General features: G+C 72.8%; 18 protein-coding genes. 9 read left to right on the plus strand and 9 right to left on the minus strand.

What is annotated here, in order from left to right:
* Window positions 1-324: 324 nt before the first annotated feature.
* Entirely contained in the window at window positions 325-924 is a 600-nt protein-coding gene (locus tag WMF44_RS37495) for a DUF2231 domain-containing protein (RefSeq protein WP_437294843.1), read from the plus strand.
* Window positions 925-1,157: 233 nt separating this feature from the next.
* Here WMF44_RS37495 and WMF44_RS37500 read toward each other — a convergent pair whose 3' ends face one another.
* A complete protein-coding gene (locus WMF44_RS37500) occupies window positions 1,158-2,564 on the minus strand; it encodes a serine/threonine-protein kinase (RefSeq protein WP_437294844.1) in 1,407 nt (468 codons plus the stop codon).
* A 203-nt stretch (window positions 2,565-2,767) separates the two neighbouring features.
* Here WMF44_RS37500 and WMF44_RS37505 point away from each other — a divergent pair, with 203 nt between their 5' ends.
* The 4 genes from WMF44_RS37505 to WMF44_RS37520 all read left to right on the plus strand — a co-directional run bounded on the left by WMF44_RS37505 (window position 2,768) and on the right by WMF44_RS37520 (window position 7,714).
* A complete protein-coding gene (locus WMF44_RS37505; protein WP_437294845.1) occupies window positions 2,768-3,766 on the plus strand; it encodes a helical backbone metal receptor in 999 nt (332 codons plus the stop codon).
* A 104-nt stretch (window positions 3,767-3,870) separates the two neighbouring features.
* Entirely contained in the window at window positions 3,871-4,137 is a 267-nt protein-coding gene (locus WMF44_RS37510; protein ID WP_012239660.1) for an acyl carrier protein, read from the plus strand.
* On the plus strand, window positions 4,134-5,939 hold the full coding sequence (locus WMF44_RS37515) for a fatty acyl-AMP ligase (RefSeq protein WP_437294846.1): 1,806 nt from the start codon (window positions 4,134-4,136) through the stop codon (window positions 5,937-5,939). Before WMF44_RS37510 ends, WMF44_RS37515 begins: the two co-directional genes overlap by 4 nt.
* Window positions 5,940-6,316: 377 nt before the next feature.
* Window positions 6,317-7,714, plus strand: coding sequence for an MFS transporter (locus WMF44_RS37520; protein WP_437294847.1), 1,398 nt, complete (start codon window positions 6,317-6,319; stop codon window positions 7,712-7,714).
* Window positions 7,715-7,771: 57 nt separating this feature from the next.
* Here WMF44_RS37520 and WMF44_RS37525 read toward each other — a convergent pair whose 3' ends face one another.
* The 7 genes from WMF44_RS37525 to WMF44_RS37555 all read right to left on the minus strand — a co-directional run bounded on the left by WMF44_RS37525 (window position 7,772) and on the right by WMF44_RS37555 (window position 13,658).
* Window positions 7,772-8,377 (minus strand): HAD family hydrolase, encoded by a 606-nt coding sequence (locus tag WMF44_RS37525; protein ID WP_437294848.1) that lies wholly within the window; start codon window positions 8,375-8,377, stop codon window positions 7,772-7,774.
* 224 nt (window positions 8,378-8,601) lie between these two features.
* The gene (locus WMF44_RS37530) at window positions 8,602-9,192 is read right to left on the minus strand and encodes a Uma2 family endonuclease (RefSeq protein WP_437294849.1); all 591 of its coding nucleotides are present in this window, start codon (window positions 9,190-9,192) and stop codon (window positions 8,602-8,604) included.
* Between the two features lie 109 nt (window positions 9,193-9,301).
* Window positions 9,302-10,609: a hypothetical protein gene (locus tag WMF44_RS37535; protein WP_437294850.1), complete on the minus strand. Its 1,308-nt coding sequence runs from the start codon at window positions 10,607-10,609 to the stop codon at window positions 9,302-9,304.
* Window positions 10,606-11,523, minus strand: a complete 918-nt coding sequence (locus tag WMF44_RS37540) for a hypothetical protein (RefSeq protein ID WP_437294851.1) — start codon at window positions 11,521-11,523, stop codon at window positions 10,606-10,608. The genes WMF44_RS37535 and WMF44_RS37540 overlap by 4 nt, the downstream gene beginning before the upstream one ends.
* Window positions 11,520-12,365, minus strand: a complete 846-nt coding sequence (locus WMF44_RS37545; protein ID WP_437294852.1) for a hypothetical protein — start codon at window positions 12,363-12,365, stop codon at window positions 11,520-11,522. The genes WMF44_RS37540 and WMF44_RS37545 overlap by 4 nt, the downstream gene beginning before the upstream one ends.
* Entirely contained in the window at window positions 12,340-13,149 is an 810-nt protein-coding gene (locus tag WMF44_RS37550; protein ID WP_437294853.1) for a ParA family protein, read from the minus strand. The genes WMF44_RS37545 and WMF44_RS37550 overlap by 26 nt, the downstream gene beginning before the upstream one ends.
* Before the next feature lie 92 nt (window positions 13,150-13,241).
* Window positions 13,242-13,658, minus strand: coding sequence for a hypothetical protein (locus WMF44_RS37555; RefSeq protein WP_044966617.1), 417 nt, complete (start codon window positions 13,656-13,658; stop codon window positions 13,242-13,244).
* Window positions 13,659-13,866: 208 nt separating this feature from the next.
* Here WMF44_RS37555 and WMF44_RS37560 point away from each other — a divergent pair, with 208 nt between their 5' ends.
* The 4 genes from WMF44_RS37560 to WMF44_RS37575 all read left to right on the plus strand — a co-directional run bounded on the left by WMF44_RS37560 (window position 13,867) and on the right by WMF44_RS37575 (window position 18,809).
* Window positions 13,867-16,503, plus strand: a complete 2,637-nt coding sequence (locus WMF44_RS37560) for a TonB family protein (protein WP_437294854.1) — start codon at window positions 13,867-13,869, stop codon at window positions 16,501-16,503.
* On the plus strand, window positions 16,500-17,252 hold the full coding sequence (locus WMF44_RS37565) for a hypothetical protein (protein ID WP_437294855.1): 753 nt from the start codon (window positions 16,500-16,502) through the stop codon (window positions 17,250-17,252). Before WMF44_RS37560 ends, WMF44_RS37565 begins: the two co-directional genes overlap by 4 nt.
* 10 nt (window positions 17,253-17,262) lie before the next feature.
* Window positions 17,263-17,748, plus strand: a complete 486-nt coding sequence (locus WMF44_RS37570) for a hypothetical protein (RefSeq protein WP_437294856.1) — start codon at window positions 17,263-17,265, stop codon at window positions 17,746-17,748.
* A gap of 119 nt (window positions 17,749-17,867) precedes the next feature.
* On the plus strand, window positions 17,868-18,809 hold the full coding sequence (locus WMF44_RS37575) for a hypothetical protein (RefSeq protein WP_437294857.1): 942 nt from the start codon (window positions 17,868-17,870) through the stop codon (window positions 18,807-18,809).
* A gap of 45 nt (window positions 18,810-18,854) precedes the next feature.
* On the opposite strand, the gene WMF44_RS37580 is transcribed toward WMF44_RS37575, so the two are convergent.
* A complete protein-coding gene (locus WMF44_RS37580) occupies window positions 18,855-19,463 on the minus strand; it encodes a DUF4215 domain-containing protein (RefSeq protein WP_437294858.1) in 609 nt (202 codons plus the stop codon).
* Window positions 19,464-19,529: the final 66 nt, after the last annotated feature.

Below are 19,529 nucleotides of genomic sequence, written 5' to 3' on the forward strand. Positions count from 1 at the left end.
GGCCGCGCCGGCAGCGCTGGCCGGACATAGAGCACCGTCCATGCCATCCGCGGGATCCGCGATTCGAACGTATTTCACTTCAGATGGGGCGCTCGCTGATTTCGAACCTGAAATTTCGGCAAAACATCATTGCAGAAGCGAACTGCGCGGCCTGCTCGAGCGCCGCAGAGGCACGCGCCGCGGGAGGGGATGGGAACGCCCGACCCGCTCCCGCGGGTCCGCCGATTGCTCGGGATCCGGTCAGGGGTTCACCGCTGGACGGTCGGCGGGGCGGGCGCCATGCGCTGGAAATCCGCGAAGCCACGCGCCTCGGAGGAGGGGAACATGATCGGAAGCGCAGTCTTGGGGGGAATCGAGGAGCAGGACTGGATCGACCGGATGGCCGACCCGCTTCAGCGCGGCATCCAGTCCGCCCTGAGGCGAGCGCCCACGGTCGCCAAGGTGCTGCATGGCAAGTTCCTCGGGCACCCCTTGCACCCGGTGCTCGTGACCATCCCCATCGGCGCCTGGTCCTGCGCGCTGGTGCTCGATCTCGCCGGCGTCGGCCGCAGGCGGCGTCGTCTCCATCGGGGAGCGGACGCGACAGCGGCCATCGGCCTCGGCGGGGCGCTCGTGGCCACCTTCGCCGGGCTCGCCGACTGGAGCACCACCCTCGGCCCCGCGAAGCGGATCGGCTTCGTCCACGGCGCCGTGAACCTCGCGATCGCCGGCCTGTACGGCGCCTCGCTCGCCTCCCGGGCGATCGGGCTGCGGCCGCTCGGGATCGCGCTGTCGACCGCGGGGTTCGGCCTCGCGGGGGCGAGCGGCTGGCTCGGCGGAGAGCTCATCTACCGCTACGGCGTCGGCATCGGCAGCGACGCGTGCGAGCGGAGGCCGGAGATGCAGGTGCCCGTGCCCGAAGCGCCGATCGCCGACGCGGTCTGACGGCGAGGGGCGCCGGCGCGCCGGACGGGAGCGAGATGCGACGTCCTCCTCGCCCGAGCGGGCGCTAGAACACCGTTCAGCTTGGAAACCCGAGAAATGGACGCCAGAAGACGCCAAGAGACGCCAGAAGACGCCAAAAAAACAATAAATCTTGGCGTCTTCTGGCGTCTTCTGGCGTCTCTTGGCGTCTCAACTTCTCGCTGTTTGCGTGCGGCTTCGACCCGTTTGTCGCTCTAGCGCGCCGCGAGATAGCAGCCCGCGATGACGAGCGCGGCGAGGGCGAACAGCAGCGCGTTGTGCACGAGCCAGCGCTGCCGCGGGCGAGCGAGCGGAGGCTGCGCCCTGGCCCAGGGCGGGGGCTCGGCCAGGGCCGGCGCGGCGGGCTCTGCGCCCTGCGCGCCGGCCGCCCTCGCGGGCGGCGCGGCGGCCTCCATCACCGGCGGCGCTGCCATCGCCATCGCGCCCTGCGCGCCGATGTCCATCGCGCTCGGCGCGATGGCCGCGGTCGCGATCGGCTCGATCACCGCAGGCGGACCGAGCTCCAGCGCGCGCACCGCGCGCTCGCGCGCCCGGCGGGGCGCGACCAGCTCCGCGCCGAAGTTGTCGCGCAGCCACGCCCCGAAGCGCAGCGGGCTCGCCGTCAGCTCGGCCGCCGCCGCGTAGGCGGCGATGTCCTGGAGCATCGCCGCCGCGCTCGGGTAGCGCTCGTCGGGCGCGACCGCGAGCGCCCGCGCCACGATCGCGTGGAGCGCCGCCTCGTCGGGGAGCCCGCGCTCCACGAGCGGCGGGATCGACGCGCGCCGCGCGAGCTCGAGCAGATCGCCCCGCGCCGCTTCCTTGGAGAGCGCGGCGCCGGGGCCCGCGCTGTACATCCGCCGGCCGGCGAGCAGCTCCCAGAGCAGGATGCCCGCCGCGAAGACGTCGGATCGCGCGTCGAGCGCCTCGCCCCGGGCCTGCTCGGGGCTCATGTAGCCGGCCTTGCCCTGCAGCGCCTCGTCCATGGCGCCGCAGCGCTCGTGCGCGCGGGCGATGCCGAAGTCGCAGAGCTTGATCTCGCCCTCGAAGCTCAGGAGCACGTTCGACGGCGAGACGTCGCGGTGCACGACGCCCTTCCGGTGGGCGTACGCGAGCGCCTGGAGCGCCTCGGCGATGATGAGCAGCGAGAACGCGACCGGGAACTTCACCTTCTGGCGCGCGCAGCGGCGGAGCAGCTCGCGCAGGTCGAGGCCCTCGACGTACTCCATCGCGATGAAGAGCGAGCCGTCCTCGCGGCAGAGGTCCTCGACCTGCACGATGGACGCGTGGCGCAGCCCCGCAGCGAGCCTGGCCTCGCTCGCGAGCATCTCGACGAAGCGCGGGTCGTGCGCGAACCTCGGGGCGACCTCCTTGATGGCGACGAGGCGCGCGGCGCCGAGGTCCGTGCGCACCCGGGCCAGGTAGAGATCGGCCATCCCTCCCTGGCCGATGTGATCGAACAGCGTGTAGCGGCCGATCTGGCACGGCAGCAGCCGCCCCCCGCGGGGCGCCGCCCGGCGGCGGGGGGTCTCCTCGCGCGCGGCGCCGAGGGGGAGAGCAGGCAGGCCGGAAGGCGGGTACGGGAGCGTGCCTCCGCGACGCACATCGAGGCGATCGATCTGCACGAGCCGTCGTCGCAGACTTCGCCCGGGCGGGCCAACTAAGTGGACGCGGCGCTGTTCAGGCCCTGGGGCGCGCTGCTCAGGCGCGGCGCAGTCCACGTCAGTTCACCGTCAGTTCACGTCAGTTCACGTCAGTTCACCGTCAGTTCACGTCAGTTCACGTCAGTTCGCGTGCAGCGCGCGCGGCGGCGGGCTACATCCGGCGCATGGCGTTCAGCGCAGGCTGGGGACCGGCCTTTGCCGGGTCGTTCATCCGCATCGTCGACGACCGGGGGCGCAAGCACGAGTGGCGCTCCCCTCCGCGGCGCATCGTCTCGCTCGTGCCGAGCGACACGTACTCGCTCCTCCGGCTCGGCGCCCGGGATCGGCTCGTCGGCCGCACCCGCTACTGCGTCGCGCCCGCCGAGGACGTCGAGGGCATCGAGCTCGTCGGCGGCACGAAGGACGCCGACGTCGACCGCATCGCCGCGCTCGACCCCGACGTCGTCGTCGCGAACCAGGAGGAGAACAGCAAGCGCGACATCGAGCGCCTCGACGCCGCGGGGCTCCGGGTGCTCGTCTCGTTCCCGAAGCGGGTCGCCGACGGCGTGGCGCACCTCGCCCGGCTGGCGCGCCTGCTCGGGCACGCCGCGGCGAGGCCCGGCGCGCCCGCCCCCTCAGCGGACGTGGAGCACGGCGCCCCGGGCCAGCCGCCGCCGGCCGCCGCGCGCGAGCTGGTCGCGGCCGCCTACCGCGCCCACGCCGCGGCCGAGGCGCGGCGCCGCGAGCGCCCGCCGGTCCGCGCCTTCGTCCCGATCTGGATGGACCCGCTGATGACCGTCCACGGCGAGACGTTCCTCTCCGACATGCTCGATCTCGTGGGCGCGCAGAACGTCTTCGAGGATCGGCCCCGGCGCTACCCGCTCGCGGCCGACCTGGGCAAGGCGCCGCCGCTGCCCCCCGAGCGCGTCGAGGGCCGCGACCTCCGCTACCCCCGCGTGACCCTCGACGAGGTGATCGCCCGCGCCCCGGAGCTCGTCCTGCTGCCCGATGAGCCGCACGCCTTCAGCGACGCCGACGCGGCAATATTTCGCTCCCTCGACATCCCCGCTGCCCGCCGTGGCCACGTGATCAGGTGCGACGGCAAGGACCTCATGTGGTACGGCGCGCGGGCGCTCGAGGGGCTCAGTCGGCTGCGCGAGATCGTCGACGCCGCCCGTCCCTGATGCACGCGCCAGCGTCGGGTCAGGGGGTGCGACGCCGAATTTCCGCGGCCTTGCGGCCGAGCAAGCCCCTCCTCGCCACGCCGCAGTTGGGGTAGGAGCGTAGGATGACGTGGACACGGGAGACGTTGCGGGCAGAGATCATCCAGCTCCTGGAAGGACACACGGCCGGCGAGGTAAAGATCGAGGAGTCGAGCCACCTCGTCGCCGACCTCAGCCTCGACTCGCTGGGAGTGATGGAGATCGTCGCGGATATGGAGGATAAGTTCGACCTCTCGATCCCCGACGACATGTTGCGCGAGGTCGACACGGTCGCCGACGTCGTCAAGGCCATCGAGCTCCGGCTCAAGAACGAAGGAAGGCTCTCGGGATGACGGCTGTTTGGAAACCGCGGACGGTCGCGCAGGCGATCGAGGACGCAGCGGCGAGCACGAAGACGGGCTATCGCTTCATCGAGGAGTCCAGCGAGAACGAGCCGTTCTTCACGCACGGGGGCATCGAGCGGGCCAGCGCGCGCTTCGGCGGCGCGCTCCAGGCGCTCGGGCTCCAGAAGGGCGATCGCGTCGCGTTGATCCTGCCGGACAACGCCGATTTCATCTTCGCCTTCCTGGGCGCGATCCGCGCGGGCGTCATCCCGGTGCCCATCTACCCGCCGACCGGCCTCGGCAAGCTGACCGGCTACCTCGAGAACACGCTGCACATCGTCGCGAAGAGCGGCGCCAAGGTGCTGCTCACGAGCGCCGAGATCAAGCGGATGCTCGGCACGATCCAGGCGCAGGCGCCGGGGCTCGAGCAGATCGTGGCGGTGGAGGGCCTCCGGGGCGCCCGCGAGGAGCTCAAGCCCGTCAAGGTCGAGCTCGACGACGTGTGCTTCCTCCAGTTCACGAGCGGCTCGACGTCGCGCCCGAAGGGCGTGGTGCTCACGCACGCGAACCTGGCGGCGAACGTCCGGGCGATCGTGGATCTCGGCCTGGGGGTGCGCGAGTCGGTCGACACGGGCGTGTCGTGGCTGCCGCTCTACCACGACATGGGGCTCATCGGCTTCGTGATCGCGCCGCTCTACTACGTCAACACGATCACGTTCCTGCCGCCGCTCCTGTTCCTGAAGCGCCCGGTGCGCTGGCTGGAGACGATCACGCGCCACCGGGGCAACGTGTCGTTCGGCCCGAACTTCGCCTATGCGCTCTGCGTGAAGCGGATCCGAGAGCAGGAGATGGCGGGGCTGGATCTCTCGACGTGGCGGGTCGCCGGGTGCGGCGCCGAGCCGATCCGGGCCGACAACCTGCGCGCGTTCGCCGAGAAGTTCGCGCCGGTCGGCTTCGACGAGAAGGCGTTCGTCTGCTCGTACGGGATGGCCGAGAGCACGCTGGCGGTGTCGTTCAGCGCGCTCGGGGCCGGGCTGCAGACCGACCCGGTGGACGGCGAGACGCTCTGGAAGGAGGGCAAGGCGACGCCCGTCCCGGCCGACAGCGAGGGCGCGTCGTCGCTCGTGCAGTGCGGGTCGGCGTTCGAGGGGCACGAGATCGCGGTCTTCGCGTCGGACGACGCGGAGAGCGCCCGCCCGCTCGGCGATCGCGAGGTCGGGGAGCTCCGGCTGCGGGGCCCGAGCGTGATGCCCGGCTATTTCAACGACCCGGATCTCACGAAGGAGGCGTTCGCGGGCGGCTGGCTGCGGACCGGCGACCTCGGGTACCTCGCGGAGGGCAAGGTCTATATCTGCGGGCGCTCGAAGGAGGTCATCATCGTCAACGGGCGCAACTACTACCCGCAGGATCTCGAGTGGGAGGCGAGCCGCGTCTCCGGGGTCCGCAAGGGCAACGTGATCGCGTTCGGGACGATGAAGCCGCACAACGACCGCGAGCGCGTGGTCATCGTCTTCGAGACCCCGGCGTCGGACGAGCAGGAGAAGCAAGCGCTGAAGGGCGAGGTGCGCCGCGTCGTCCAGCAGGCCATGGGGCTCACCGTCGATGACGTGGTGGCGGTCGGGTCGGGCATCCTGCCGAAGACCTCGAGCGGGAAGCTCCAGCGGAGCAAGACGCGGGAGCTCTACGAGAACGGGGAGCTCTTGATCCGCAGCTCGTCGCGCGAAGGGGACCGGCTGGACGCGGCGAAGGAGTTCGCCAAGAGCCAGATCAACTTCTTCCGCCACGCGATCTTCCGCGGGCGGGGGGGGTGATCCTGGAGGGGCCTCGGGAGAGGCCCCTGGAGACTGCAGGGGCTGCCGGAGGGGGCAGGGAGCGCGTGCGGCGCGCGCGGGGCCCCGCCGAACTCGCATGGCCGGTGAATCGCCCCTGAGGGGCGATTCACCGGCCATGCTCAGACACGGCCCGTCCCCACGCGCGCCGCACGCGCTCCCTGCCCCCTCCGGCAGCTCGCGGGACAGCGGGCCGATGGCTCCACGGCAGCTGACGGCGGCTCAGGCAGATCTCGGGACAGCGACACGTCACTGCATGCGCTGGGACCTCACGGACGGAGTTCGAGCGAGCGGGCGCGCGCGGGAAGCGCGAAGGCATGGCCGCTCGTGCGGAGGGCCGTTATCGTCGAAGGGCGTCGATGCCTGCGTGGCTCAATCAGCTGCTGCCGATCGTGCTCCTGCTCGCGGCCATCGCGGTCGTCATGCGGCGGCTGCCGAAGATCGATCTCGGGCACTCGGAGGAGTTCCGGCGCCGGCGGTTCTTCAACTGGTTTCCGCTCGGGCTCACGTACGCCTTCCTCTACATGGGGCGGTACAACCTCTCCGCCAACGCGCCGGAGCTCGACGCGCTGCACCTCGTCAGCAAGCACGAGTTCGGGAACATCGACGGCTGGGGCTCGGCCGTTTATGGGGTCGCCTTCCTGCTGAACGGGCCGCTCACCGACCGGTGGGGCGGGCGCGCCACCATCCTGATCGCCGCGGGCGGATCCGCGCTCATGAACGTCCTGATGGGCGTGGCCGTCCGCCTCGCCCTGGAAGGACGGCTCGACCACGGCGCCGCCATCACCGCGATGACGGCGCTCTTCTCGGCCAACATGTACTTCCAGAGCTTCGGCGCCGTATCCATCGTCAAGGTCAACGCGCCCTGGTTCCACGTCCGCGAGCGCGGGATGCTCGGCGGCGTCTTCGGTATCCTGATCTCGCTCGGGCTCTACTTCGCCTACGACTGGAGTCGATTCGTCGCCAAACACCTGCCGATGCCGTGGGTGTTCCACGTCCCCGCCCTGCTGCTGCTCGTTTTTCTGGCGCTCGACGTCCTCCTCATCCGCGACACGCCGGGCCAGGCGGGGTTTCAGGACTTCGACACCGCTGACGCGTCCTCGGGCGACACCGGCGAGCGCCTGGGGGCAATCCAGGTCGCGCGGCGCATGTTCTCGCAGCGGGTCATCTTGTTCATCGTCGCCATCGAGTTCTGCAGCGGCTTCCTCCGCAACGCCGTCATGAAGTGGTACCTCATCTTCGCCGACAAGACCGGGCTCCAGGGCTTCGTGTCGGCGCACTGGGGCGTGCTCCTCTGCATCGCCGGCATCCTGGGCGGCGTGTTCGCCGGCTTCATCTCCGATCACGTCTTCGATTCGCGCCGGGGCCCGGTGGCCTCGGTGCTGTATGCAGGCCTCGTGCTCGGCGCGGTCATCGTCCTCTTCACGCTGAGCTTCCCCATCGCCGGGTGGACCGTCGTGTTCATGTCCCTCTGCGTGATCGGCGTCCACGGCATGCTGTCCGGGACCGCGAGCATGGATTTCGGCGGGAGGAAGAACGCCGGCGTCGCGACCGGCATCATCGACGGCTTCGTCTACCTGGGCACCGCGGCGCAATCGTTCCTTTACGCGAGCATCCTGCCCTCGGGCGACGCGGCGAAGCACCCGGGGAACTGGATGCCATGGCCCGCGGCCATGCTCCCGGTCGCGCTCGTCGGCTTCGCGCTGGCGACGCGGGTGTGGAACGCGCGGCCCGAGCGGCGCGCGGCGGCCCACTGACGCGCGGCCTCCACGCGAGCCAGGCGAGGTATCCCCCGCCGGCCCGCTCCGCCCCGCTCACCCGCGCTCGGCGGCGAGCGCCCGGGGATCGACGAAGACCCACGGCATGCCCGCCGCCTGCGCGGACTGGATCCCCAGCGTGGCGTCCTCGAAGACAAGGCACCGCGCGGGCTCGACGCCCAGGCGCCTCGCCGCCTCGAGGAACGGGTCGGGCGCCGGCTTGGGCCGCGCGTAATCCTCCGCCGCGACGACAACGTCGATGTACCCGCGGAGGCCAAGGAACTCGAGCGTCCGTTCCACCGACGCCCGCGGGCTCCCCGAGACGACGGCGCGCTTCACGCCCGGAGGAGCGTCGCGCAGCGCGGCGACGACCTCAGGCACGCCTCGCACCGTCGGTATCAGGCGGTGGTACGCCGCCTCCTTCGCCGCGAAGACCTCGGCCACCGGCATCCGCAGCCCGTACTTCGCGTTCAGGCGCTCGACGATCCGGTCGGTCGGCATCCCCGCCCAGCCGTAGAAATCTTCGCCGGAGAACTCGCACCCATGCGGGGCGAGCGCCTCGAGCCACGCCTCGTAATGGAGCGGCATGGAGTCCGCGATCGTCCCGTCGCAATCAAAGAGGTAAGCGACAAACGAGCCTGAGGGGAATACGAGTCCTGTCATGGGCCGCACCTCGTAGCACATCGGCATGCCTCCCGCCGGTGCTCCGGCCATCCCGGAGAGCTCGCGGCTCAAAACCTCATGCTTCGCTTTGCCCGCGGGCGAAGACCGCCTCGGGCTTTGCGTGATCAAGAGCGGCAATCATCTCTATCGTATTCGCATTGCCGTGAGCTCGGCGCCGAGCCAGCCGAAAACGAGCCTCGCCGGGCGAGTCGCCGGGCTCCCGCTCACCCCGCCTCTCCCGCTGATTCCTCGAAGACGCCCCGATACACCTCGTCGAGCGGAAGACGGCACCCGATCGACGACAGCTCCGCGACGCCGCTCTCCCGCACGTCATGGAGCGTCCAGGTGCCATCGTCATTGCGGCGCAACACCTCGACGCGCCTCCTCTGGTACGAGACGAGCACGTACTCGCGCAGCGAGGGGACGGCCTGGTAATGAGCGAACTTATCGCCACGGTCGTAGGCCTCGGTGTTCGGCGATAACACTTCCACCAACACGACTGGGTTCAGAATGCTGTTCTCGTCCTGAGGATCGCGCTCCAGCCCCCCGCACACCACGCTGACGTCCGGGTACGTCGCGAGCCCTGTCGCCGGGATACGCACCCGTACATCGGAGTTGTACACACGGCAGCGTCGCTCGAGCAGCTGGCTGCGGAGCACGCTGGCCACGTTGACCGCCATGAGCCCATGCTCCGGCGTGCCCCCGGCCATCGCGAAGATCTCGCCGTTCACATGTTCGTGCTTCGCCTCGCTCGCCTGCTCGCGGGCGAGGTACTCGGCGAACGTGAACGTCAGCTTTCGCGCGGGCTCGGCCATGGTCGACCTCCTTCCTCGTAATCTAACGCGCTGTCACGCGGCGCGCGAGCCGCCCTTCCCGCCGGCTCGGACGTCGATGCGCCAGCGACAGCGGAGGGAGCGGCCGCCTTCACCACCTGTCCTCGACCGCCTCCACCCGCACCTCGCACGCGCCATCCCCCCTGAGCGGCGACTTCGTCTCTTGCGCGCGAAACCGCGTCCCCATCTTGAACAGCCCACCGTACGTCTCGGCGTCGATCGGCCGCACCGTCCCGAAATCGACGCGGTGCAGGAGCTGCATGATCGCGAGCGCCGTCCCCTGTTGAAACAGGAGCCGCCCCCGCGCCGTGGGCCCGTGCTTCATGGCGTAATACGCGCTCTCGTGCGTGATCGGCGCCCGCAGCACGAGCGCCCGGCCCGGCTGGAACTCCGGCGCGGAGAGCGCCCCCCAGCCGAGCGCGCGGGTGAGCCCGAGCAGCTGCTCCAGGCGCTCGTGCTGATCCCTGCCCACCGGACCGCACGCCGCCTCGAACGACGAGGACGAGAGCATCCCCCCGAGCAGGTGGAACGCGCCCGTCTGCGCCGCCTCCCGCACGAGCGCCTCGAACACAGGGACCAGCTCGGGAGTCCGCCGCTCGATGAGGTGCACCGTGTCGAACGTCTTCTGATCGATGTACCCCACCGGCAAGAGCGCCAGGTTCACCCCGTACGCCGAGATGAGCCCGCGCTCGTCGGACCGCAGCGCCCCGAGCTCCTCGAGCATCGCGCCCTCGACGCGCTGCGCCCGCGAGAGCGGCCCGCCGTCCGTCTCCCAGCGCACCCGCGCCGCCTCGATCTGCTTGCGCGTCAGCGCCTCGCCGAAGCGCGGCCGCTCCGACCGCCGCGTCAGCAGGAAGGTGCAGGTCGCGTCGCCCCGCGCGACGCACGTCACCTCGTCGGCGTCGAGCCGCCCCCAGTCGGACGGGAACGCGAGGCTCGCCGCGGCCGCGCAGTAGCCCGAGGCGAACGCGTCCACCGCCAGCCGGTTCTGGATCCGACCGCCGTACTTCGCGAGGAAGCTCGTCCCGTGGAAGAGCGAGGCCGCGTGCACCGCGCCGCCCTCCGCGCTCACCTCGAACCGCAGACGCCCGTGCCCCATCGCGGCGAACAGCTCGCCCGCGAGCTCGAGCTTCTCCCGCGGCGACGCCCCATGGCGGTCCTCGTACAGCGGCCCGAGCAGCGCGTGCGCCGCCTCGAACGCCGCCTGCCGGCGCACGCCGCGGCTCTCCCCGCCGAGCGCGTCGAAGATCGTCTGCTCCAGGAAGAGCGCGAAGTGGTGGGAGTGCGCGACAACCAGCTGATCGGCCACGTGGAGCAGCCCGTGCGGGACGATCGGGCCGACCAGATCGCCGAGCGGGCCGTCGATGCGGCCCCGCAGGCCGTGCCGGAGCGCCGTCACAGGAGCCTCCGCAGCGCGGCGCGCTCCAGGCCGAGGATGTCCACGACCGCCGTCTCGACGAGCACCATCGCCTCCGCGCCGAGCCCGTCGGGGTGCTCGAGCGCGAGCGGCGTCAGCCCGGTGCGCAGGGCGAGCCGGAGCCGCGCCACGTGAGGCTCCGGCGCGCGCGCCTCGAGCAGCGCGAGCAGCCGCTGGATCCGCGCGGCCTCGGCCGACGGCGGATCGACGGGCGGCGGCGTCCCGCCCGTCCGGCGCGACGGGATGCTGGACGAGCCCCTCGGCGGCGCCGATCGCGCGACGCCCCGCACGAGATCGTCCACCGTGTCCGCGCTGAGCGGCTCCTCGAAGAGCCCCGACGGGTCGCTCAGCATCTCCTCGGGCGGCTCCTCGAGCGGCAGCTCGGGCGCGAGCGTCGCGGCGAGCTGCTGCGCCACGAGCCGCGCCATGCCGAGCGGCATCGTGCCGTCGAACAGGCTCGCGACGACGCACGCGCGGACGCGGCGCAGGAGGACGGTCCGGCCGCTCAGCTCCAGCGTGACCACGGGGTCCGGGAGCTCCTCCGCGCGGCCCTGCGAGCGCGGCGGCTTGCTCGACGACCGCGCGCCGCGGCTGCGGGCGGGGCGGATCGAGCCCTCCCGCTCCGGGACGAGCCGCTGCGCGGCGAGCTGGCTCCCGAGGTACGCGTCGCGCAGCCCCGCGGCCACGTCGCTCGGGGAGAGGGCCGCGCCCTCGCGGACGAACACGGCGTGGACGCGCGCGTCGCCGAGGTGGAACACGACGATGGCGTCGAGGCCGCCGACGCCGTAGCCGATGCCGTCGAGCGCGATCGGCGCGAGCGGGTCGTCGTCGTCCAGCGCGCCCGCGCCGGCCGCGACGCCACGACCGAACGAGGGCTCGCCGTGCTCCGCGCTCACCCGATGACCCCGACAGCGGCGTCGATCGCGTGCCGGCACGCGATCCGGACGGCGTGCGCCTCGCGCGGCGTGAGCGGGCCCGGGCGCATCAGGCCGACGATGTACGCGGCGGAGCGCACCTGGAACCCGATGAGCTGGAAGAACGGCCCGTCGCCGACGCAGAGCTCGAAGCGCTGCGACGGGGCGCCGGGCAGCGCCGCGACGAGCGAGCCGATCGCCGACGCGATGAGGCCCGAGGCGGCGAGCCTCGCCTCCGTGTCGCGGATCGCGCCGGCGAACGGGAGCCCGGCCGCGTCCGCGAGGAACACGTCCGTGGCGCCCGTCGCCTCGGCGATCCACTCGATCACCCGCTCGCAGCGCGCGACCGGCCCGCCCGCGGCGGCGAGGTCCGGGAAGCGCGGCGCGCGGCCCGACGAGAGCGCCTCGATGGCGCCGTCGAGCCGCTCCTCGAGGGGCTCGCGCGCCGCCGCGAACGAGGGCGGCGAGCCCAGGGGCCGCAGGTCGAGCGGCCCGCCGCGCCGCGAGTCGACGTCGTCGGCCGACGAGGGCAGCGCGCCCCGGAGCCCGAGCTCGCCGCCCGCGCCCGCGCCCGAGAGGGGGCTCGACAGGGGCAGGAGGTCGCTCGAGGGCGCGAGCTCCTCGAACGACGGCGAGAGCGGCGACGAGGACATCGGCTCCGGCTCCGCCCGCGAGGACGGCGGCCGGGACTCGAACGACACGAGCGGCTCGGCCGCGGGCGCGACCGACGCCGCCCGCGGCCTCCGCGACCTCGACCGCTTGACCAGCGCCGCCGCGGTGACGACGGCGCCGTCGACATCAAAGGAGGAGCGAGATCGGGCCATCGTCATCGTCCGGCGAGGTGGGGTCCAGGCGAACCAGCACGTCGTTCGCGAGCTGATCGAAGACGCGCGCGAGCGGCGGAGGGCGCTTCTGCATGAGCAGGAGCGGCGCCCCGCGGAGAGACGCCTCGAGGAACGCCTCGTCGCGCGGGATGACCGTGTCGAGGATGATCCCGTCGGGGAACTTCGTCCAGAGCGTCTCGGCGACGTCGAGCGACGCGGACGCCTGCCGGTCGAACATCGACAGCACCATGCCGAGCAGCGACAGGTGCGGGTTCTTCTCGGCGCGGACGCGGTCGATCACCGCGAGCAGCTGGCCGACCGATCGGAGCGCGAGCGGCTCGGCCTGGAGCGGCAGGAGCGCGTGCGTCGCCACCTCGAGCGCCCGCGTCGTGACCTTGCCGAGCCCCGCGGGGCAATCGACGACCACGATGTCGAAGTCCGGCGAGAGCCGCGCGAGCACGCTCGGGAGCACGGGCCCGCGGGCGAGCGCGTCCTCGAAGCCCGCGACGGTCGTGGGATCGACCCGGCCGACGGTGAGCACCTGGAGCTCTGGCTCGCGCGTCCGGAGCAGCACCGACTCGAGCCGCTCGGCGCCCGTGAGCAGCTCCGCGACGCCCGGCCGCGCGCGGTCGGCGAGGCCCAGCGACAGCCCGAGGCTCCCCTGCGCGTCGAGCTCCAGGATCAACGCGCGGTTGCCCGCGCGCCCGAGGGCGAGCCCGAGGTTGAGGGAAATCGTGGTCTTTCCGACGCCGCCCTTCTGGCTCGCGACCGCGATGACGTGCATGGACTCCCTGACGGCGCGCTGTCATGGCGCCCGGGGCCATCCTACCAGGACGGGTGCTGCTGAGAACTAGTCCCGTCCCTGACGAGCGCGAACTAGAGCAGCGAGATCCGCTTCATCAGCGTGCCGCACAGATCGCTCTGGGGGTTGCGCTCGCGCTCGATCTTGAGGCCGGCGCGGAAGATCTTGTCGGCGCTCTCGACGTTGCCGAGCACGACGTGGCAGAGCCCGAGCAGCTCGTGGTCGCCGGGATCGCCGTGGATCGACACGAGCTCGGTCAGCGCGGGGACCGCGGCGCGGTGGGCGTCGATCATCGCCTCGGTCGGCGTCGACGGGACGCCCTTGGCGAGGATCATGAGCCGCAGCACCTGGCGCTGATCCTCGGGGCGCTGCTTGAGGAACTCCGGCTTCTGGAAGAGGTCGCGGTATCCCTTGTAGGCCGCGTCGAGGTCGCCACCGCGCGCGAGGGCGACGATGGTCTTGACCGCCTGGACGAGCGTCTCATTCGGCATGACGAGACGATACACGGCCCCGCGCCCCGCGGCGAGACCGCCGCTGCACCGCCGTGACGTGTCGCCGAGGACCCGAGGAGCCAAGGAGGCGCGCGGACGTCGCGCGACGTCGCGCGCTTCCGTCACCGTCGTTTGCGCGCGCAGCGCGGCGGTGCGGCGCTTGCGGCGCCGCTGTGCGGCGTGGTAGTCGCGTTCAGCTCGGTTGCTCATGCGCTGGCTGTCCTTCCTCTGTTGCCTCTCGGCGGCCACCCTCGCCGCGCCTCCGGCGCTCGGGCAGCCTGAGGCGCGGCCCGAAGCGCCCGTGGCGCCGCAGATCCTCGAGCACGTGGATCCGGAGTACCCGCCCGAGCGGCTCGCGGAGGGCATCGACACGACGGTCACGCTGTTCGTCACGGTCGAGAAGGACGGCACGGTCAGCGACGCGGTCGTGGCCGAGTCCGGGGGCGCGGCGTTCGATGACGCGGCCATGAAGGCCGTGCGGCGGTGGCGTTTCTCGCCGGCGATGCGCGGCGGCGCGCCGCTGCGGGCGCGGATCCGCGTGCCGTTCCACTTCGCGCCCGGCCCCCACGAGCAGGAGCCCGCGCCGGCGCCGGCCGAGGCGCCGGAGGCGGAGGCGGCGGATCACCCGGCGGCGCCCCCGCCGCCCCGGCCGGCGGCGCCGAAGCCGGTGGAGTTCGCCGGGGGCGTCGCGGGCCCGCACGCGGTGGCCGAGCCCGGCAAGCCGATCGAGATCCACGTGCAGGGCCGCCCGAACCCGCCGCGCCGCGCCGCGAGCGACTTCCGGATCGGCCGCGCGGCGCTCGCCGCCGCGCCGCACACCACCGCCGCGGATCTGCTCCGCACGGCGCCCGGCGTCCACGTCGCGCACCCCGAGGGCGAGGCGGTCGCGCAGCGCATCTTCCTCCGCGGCTTCGACGCGGAGCACGGCCAGGACGTCGAGCTCCGGGTCGGGCCGATCCCGCTGAACCAGCGCTCGCACGTTCACGGCCAGGGCTACGCGGACCTCGGCGTGATCATCCCGGAGGTGGTGCGGTCGCTCCGCGTCGTCGAGGGCGTCTACGACCCGCAGCAGGGCGACTTCGCGGTCGCGGGCAGCGCGTATTTCGACCTCGGCGTCGAGGAGCGCGGGCTCCAGCTCAAGGGCGCGCTCGGCTCGTTCGGCGCGCGGCGGCTGCTCGCGGTCTGGGCGCCCGAGGCGCAGTCGGAGGACACGTTCGGGGCCGCCGTGGTGCGCGCGACCGACGGCTTCGGCGACGGCACGCGCGGGGCGATCTCCGGGGGCGCCGTCGGCCAGTACCGGGTGCCGCTGCCGGACGAGTACTCGGCGCTGCTGCACGTCGCGGCCCACGGCGGCCGCGCGAACCTCGCGGGCGTGCTCCGGCGCGACGACATCGAGGCGGGGCGCGTCGGCTTCCACGACGCCTACCCGGATCTCGCGGCCCGCGCGCAGTCGGCCGCGTCGACCCGGCTACAGCTCGCGCTGGGCGTCGAACGATCGGACGACGACGGCTCGCAGAAGAGCGCCTGGCTCTGGGCGGCGACGTCCGGGTACCGGAGCCGGATGAACTTCACCGGCTACACGCAGCGCTCGCGCCGGCGGCCCGAGTGGGTCGGCAGGGGCGACCTCGTCGAGCAGTCGAACCAGGACGCCGCGATCGGCGGCGGCCTCGCCTACCGCACGCCGCGGATCCCGATCGCGCCCTGGCTCACCGGCCAGGTCGCCGTCGGCGCCGAGGTGCAGACGAGCGGCGTCGACCAGGCGCAGAACCTCCTCCAGCCGCCGCAGAACGAGACGTGGGATCAGCGCGTCGACGCGTCGATCCAGGTGACCGGGGTCGGCGCCCACGCCGACGCGCTGCTCGAGCTGTCGCGCCACGCGCGCCTCCGCGGCGGCCTGCGCGCCGACCTGCTCGTCTTCGACGTGGACGATCGCATCGGCAACTTCATCCCGGCGGCGCAGAAGGAGACGCACATCGAGGGGTTCCGTCGCACGGCGGCGGGCCTGGCCGCCGGGCCGCGGGTGACGCTGGAGATCGACCCGCTGCCCGCGCTGCGCGTCTCCGCCTCGTACGGGCACGGCTACCGCTCGCCGCAGGCGCGGCTGCTCGAGGACGGGGACAACGCGCCGTTCGCGACCGTGAAGAGCTACGAGGCGGGCGCCACGCTGCGCCCCGGCGGCGGCCTCAGCGTGACCGCGGCCGCCTACGAGACGCGCCTCTCCTACGACCTCGCGTTCGACGCGGCGGAGGGCGCGCTCGTGCGCATCGGCCGGACGACCCGCCGCGGGCTCGTCGCCTACCTGCAGGCCGCGCCGAGCCCCGCGCTCACGGCGGGCGTGAGCGCGACGTTCGTCCACGCCACGCTGGACGAGCCGCCCCCGCCGACGCCCGAGAACCCGTCGCCGCCGTACGTGAAGGGGCAGCAGCTCCCGTTCGTGCCGCCCGTCGTTGTGCGCGCCGACCTCGCGCTGAAGCGGCCGCTCTTCACGATCGCCGGCGCGCCCGTCGAGGGGCGGCTCGGCTACGGCGCGACGTTCCTCTCGCCGCGCCCGCTGCCGTACGCGCAGACCGCCGCGCCGGTCTTCGTGGTGGACGCGTCCCTCTCGCTCCGGCGGAGCCTGCGCGTCGGCCGAGACGCCGAGCAGGGCGGCCCCTGGATCGAGGTCGGGGTCGAGGCGCAGAACCTGCTCGACGCCGAGTACGCCGACGCCGAGTACTCGTTCAAGTCGACTTGGCCGGGCGCCGCGGGCGCGTCGCGGCCGTCGATCCCCTCGGAGCTGCCGGCCCGGCACATCAGCGCCGGGTCGCCGCGCTCCCTCCTCGCGAACGTGACGCTCTCGCTATGAACGCCCCGAACCTCGCCCCGGCCGCGCGCCGCCTCCTCGCCGCCGTCCTCCTCGGGTCGCCCGCGTCCTCCGTGATCGCCTGCGCCGGCACCGGCCAGCCCGAGGTCACGTACGCCGCGCACGCCGAGGCCGACGTCCCCGGGGAGATCGCCGCGGGCGCGTGGACGATCGCGCTCGACGAGGCGACGGTCGCCTTTGGCCCGGCCTACTTCTGCGCCGCGGACTCCGGCGCGTCGACGCTCTGCGAGACCGCGATCGCCGAGCTGACCACGATCACGCGCGTGAACCTGCTCGATCCCGCGCCGCAGCCGCTCGGCCAGGTGCACGGCTTCGAGGGTGAGATCCGGAGCGTGTCGTTCAACTACGGCATCCACTGGTTCTCGACGGAGTCGTCGCCCGCGCCGGCGCCGGAGGCTCCCGGCGTCAGCTCCGTCCACCTGCGCGGGCGCGCGACGCGGGGCGCGGAGGCGCTCGACTTCGAGGCCGACGTCGACGTCGTGCCGCAGCGCCAGGGGCTGCTCGCGGTCCCGAGCCTCGCGGTCGCCGCGAACGTCGGCGCGGCGCCGGTCCGCCTCGCGGTCCGCTTCGACGTCGTGGACGAGTGGCTCGCGAGCGTCGATTTCGACGCCCTGGCCGAGGGAGGCGCGACCAGCGTGGCCATCGCGCCGGGGTCGCCCGCGCACCAGCGGCTGCGCTACGACATGATCGCGGTGCACCGGCCGCAGTTCCTCTGGTCGGCGCCGCCATGAGGCGGTCTCGGTGAGCCCCCGTCCGGCCCGCGCGATGGCCGCAGCGCGGCGGCGGCCTGGCCGGAGCCCCGCCTGCCGGTGGCGAGCGCGCTGGCTCGTGGCGCTCGCGCTCGCGGCGCAGCTGTGCGGCCTGACGCACGCGTTGCTCGTCCGGCACGCCCGCTGCGAGCACGGCGAGCTCGTCCACGCCGCGACGGTCGCCGTCGCCGCGTCGGCGCTGCACGCCGAGCGCCGTCCTCCCGGCGACCAGCCCGGCGCGCCCGGGGCGCGGCCCGGCGGGGGAGACGACCTGTGCGGCGCGCTCGCGCCGCGCCACGAAGGCGACGAGCACTGCGACGCGTTCGCGCTGCGCGGCCAGCTCGGCGCGCCGTTGCACCGCGTGGCGGAGGCCACGCTGCTCGAGGTCGTCCGCCTCGCCTCGATCCGGCCCTCGCCCGAGGTCCGGCCCATCCCCTTGCTGATCCTGGCGCCGAAGAGCTCCCCGCCGGCGGTCTGAGCATCTCACGAGGCCAGAGGGTGATGCGGGCGCTGGGCGCGCGAGGAGCGCGGGCCTGCGCTCACCGGGCGCGCCCGTGCGCGCTCGTCGGGACTTCGAGACGACTCAGGAGCTTGATCATGCAGAGACTGAACGTGACAGGGTTCATGGTGACGGCGTGCGCGCTCGCGCTCGGGCTCGTTGCCGGGTGCGGCGATGACAGCGGCGCGACGTCCGAGACCGGCGCCGTGCAGATCTTCGTGGAGCCGGAGGACACAATCCCCGAGGGCCTCGAGCCGGGCACGGGGGAGGAGAACATCGCGGACGGCTGGAAGGTCACGTACGAGCGGTTCCTCGTGACGATCGGCAACGTGCGCGCGGCGCGCTCCAATGCCAAGGAGACGCTGGCTGATGAATCGGTGTTCGTGCTCGACCTCAAGAACGCCCCGGCGACGAGGTACGTGATCGCGGAGTTCCAGGGCGTGAGCGCGGTGCGCTGGGACCGCTTCGGGTTCGACCTCCCGAACGCGAAGGCGGGGGTGAAGACGCTGCCGCCCACCACGGCGGCCGACGTCGATCTCATGGTCGAGGGCGGCTACTCGCTGTTCTTCGAGGGCTTCATCGAGAAGGAGGGCGGCGAGTCGTGCCCGCCGCCCGGCGGCGCGTGCGTCCCCGCGGCCCGGGTGCGCTTCAGCTGGGGCCTCTCGGCCGGGACGTCGTTCGACGATTGCGCGACCGAGGACGGGCTCAACGGGTTCAGCGTGCCGACCAGCGGCACGGTCGCGGTGAAGCCGACCATTCACGGCGACCACTGGTTCTTCGACAACATCACCGCGGGCGTGGAGCTGACCAAGCGCTACGCGCAGTACATCGCGGACAGCGATCTCGACGCCGACGGCGAGACGACGATCGACGAGCTCAAGCAGGTGAACGCCGCCGACGTGTTCGGCGACGAGTACAACCTCGCCGGCGCGCCCGGCGGCCCGATCGAGACGGCGTACGACTACGTGGTCGCGCAGGCGCGCACGCTCGGCGACTTCCAGGGCGACGGCGAGTGCCCGAGGCGCGTGGTGCTGCCGTGATCGGGTGAAGGCGGCGGGCCGCGCCGCCCCACGACGCTCACGGCGCTATGCCGGGCCGATCTGACAGTCGCTCGTACACCCGTCTCCATCCGCCGTGTTGCCGTCGTCGCATTGCTCCCGCGGCGGCTCCGCCACGCCGTCTCCGCACACCGCGCCCGCGCTCCCCGCTGCGCGGAGCTGGCAGTCGCTCGAGCAGGCGTCTCCGTCAGCCGTGTTGCCGTCGTCGCACTGCTCCCACTCAGGGTCCACAACGCCGTCTCCGCACACCGCGCCGGCGCTCGCCCCGCCCGCGCCCGCTGCGCGGAGCTGGCAGTCGCTCGAGCAGACGTCTCCGTCAGCCGTGTTGCCGTCGTCGCACTGCTCCCACTCCGGGTCCACAATGCCGTCTCCGCACACCGCGCCGGCGCTCGCCCCGCCCACGGCGCTCGCCCCGCCCACGGCGCTCGCCCCGCCCACGGCGCTCGACCCGCCAACGGCGCTACCTCCGGTCGTGCAGTCCGTCGAGGAGGAACAACATTCGACACACGCCCCCGTGCCCGTGCTCTCCTCTGGCGAGTCGACCCCTTCGATGAAGCGCACCTCGCACGCGGCCTGCATCAAGAACAGCCCTGCGACGGCGAGCAGCGGACGGCGCGAAAGAAGATGATGACGCATGACTCTCCCTCTCGAAGCGAAGCCGGGATGTGCCTCGCTCTGGTAAGTGGGCGCGAGCTCCTCTCC

The organism is Sorangium sp. So ce426 (assembly GCF_051475585.1).
GTDB classification, from domain to species: Bacteria; Myxococcota_A; Polyangia; order Polyangiales; family Polyangiaceae; genus Sorangium; species Sorangium cellulosum_B.